Source organism: Anabaena sp. CCY 0017, assembly GCF_963920885.1.
Classification (GTDB): domain Bacteria; phylum Cyanobacteriota; class Cyanobacteriia; order Cyanobacteriales; family Nostocaceae; genus Nodularia.
In genome coordinates, this window is the sequence record NZ_CAWUDG010000078.1 from 1 (window position 1) to 506 (window position 506).

The following is a 506-nucleotide window of genomic DNA, read 5'->3' on the forward strand; positions in this document are numbered from 1 at the left end:
CTCAAACATCGAAAGCAAATTGCAATTAGATACTGAGTTGGTCATTCCTAGGTCGGTCGCGAGTATTTGTTGAGCTTTCAAACTATAGATTTGGTTCGGATAATGGGCTATTAGCTCAGGTGGTTAGAGCGCACCCCTGATAAGGGTGAGGTCCCTGGTTCGAGTCCAGGATGGCCCACCTGAAATCAGTTAACAGTCAACAGTAGTCAGTAGTCAGTAAAAAAAACTGGCAACTGGTAACTGATACCTGATAACTGACTGATGGGGGTTTAGCTCAGTTGGTAGAGCGCCTGCTTTGCAAGCAGGATGTCAGCGGTTCGAGTCCGCTAATCTCCACCTTGTGTAAAAATCGCAAAAAAATCATATCGTTGATTGTCAGACAAGACAAAAAATAGATATAATAATTTTTGTGGTCATTAGCACAGTATGATAGAATAATAGACCGGAAAAGATTCAGCAATTGATTGTCTCATGCAATCGAACTGCTGGGTAATCATCCAGCCAGA

The 506-nt window shown here is 42.5% G+C and carries 2 tRNA genes; both read left to right on the top strand.

Annotated features, from left to right (window positions below):
- Window positions 1-104 precede the first annotated feature (104 nt).
- Window positions 105-178, top strand: a tRNA-Ile gene (locus ACM0OW_RS25765).
- Between the two features lie 85 nt (window positions 179-263).
- A tRNA-Ala gene (locus ACM0OW_RS25770) sits at window positions 264-336 on the top strand.
- The last annotated feature ends 170 nt before the right edge of the window (window positions 337-506 follow it).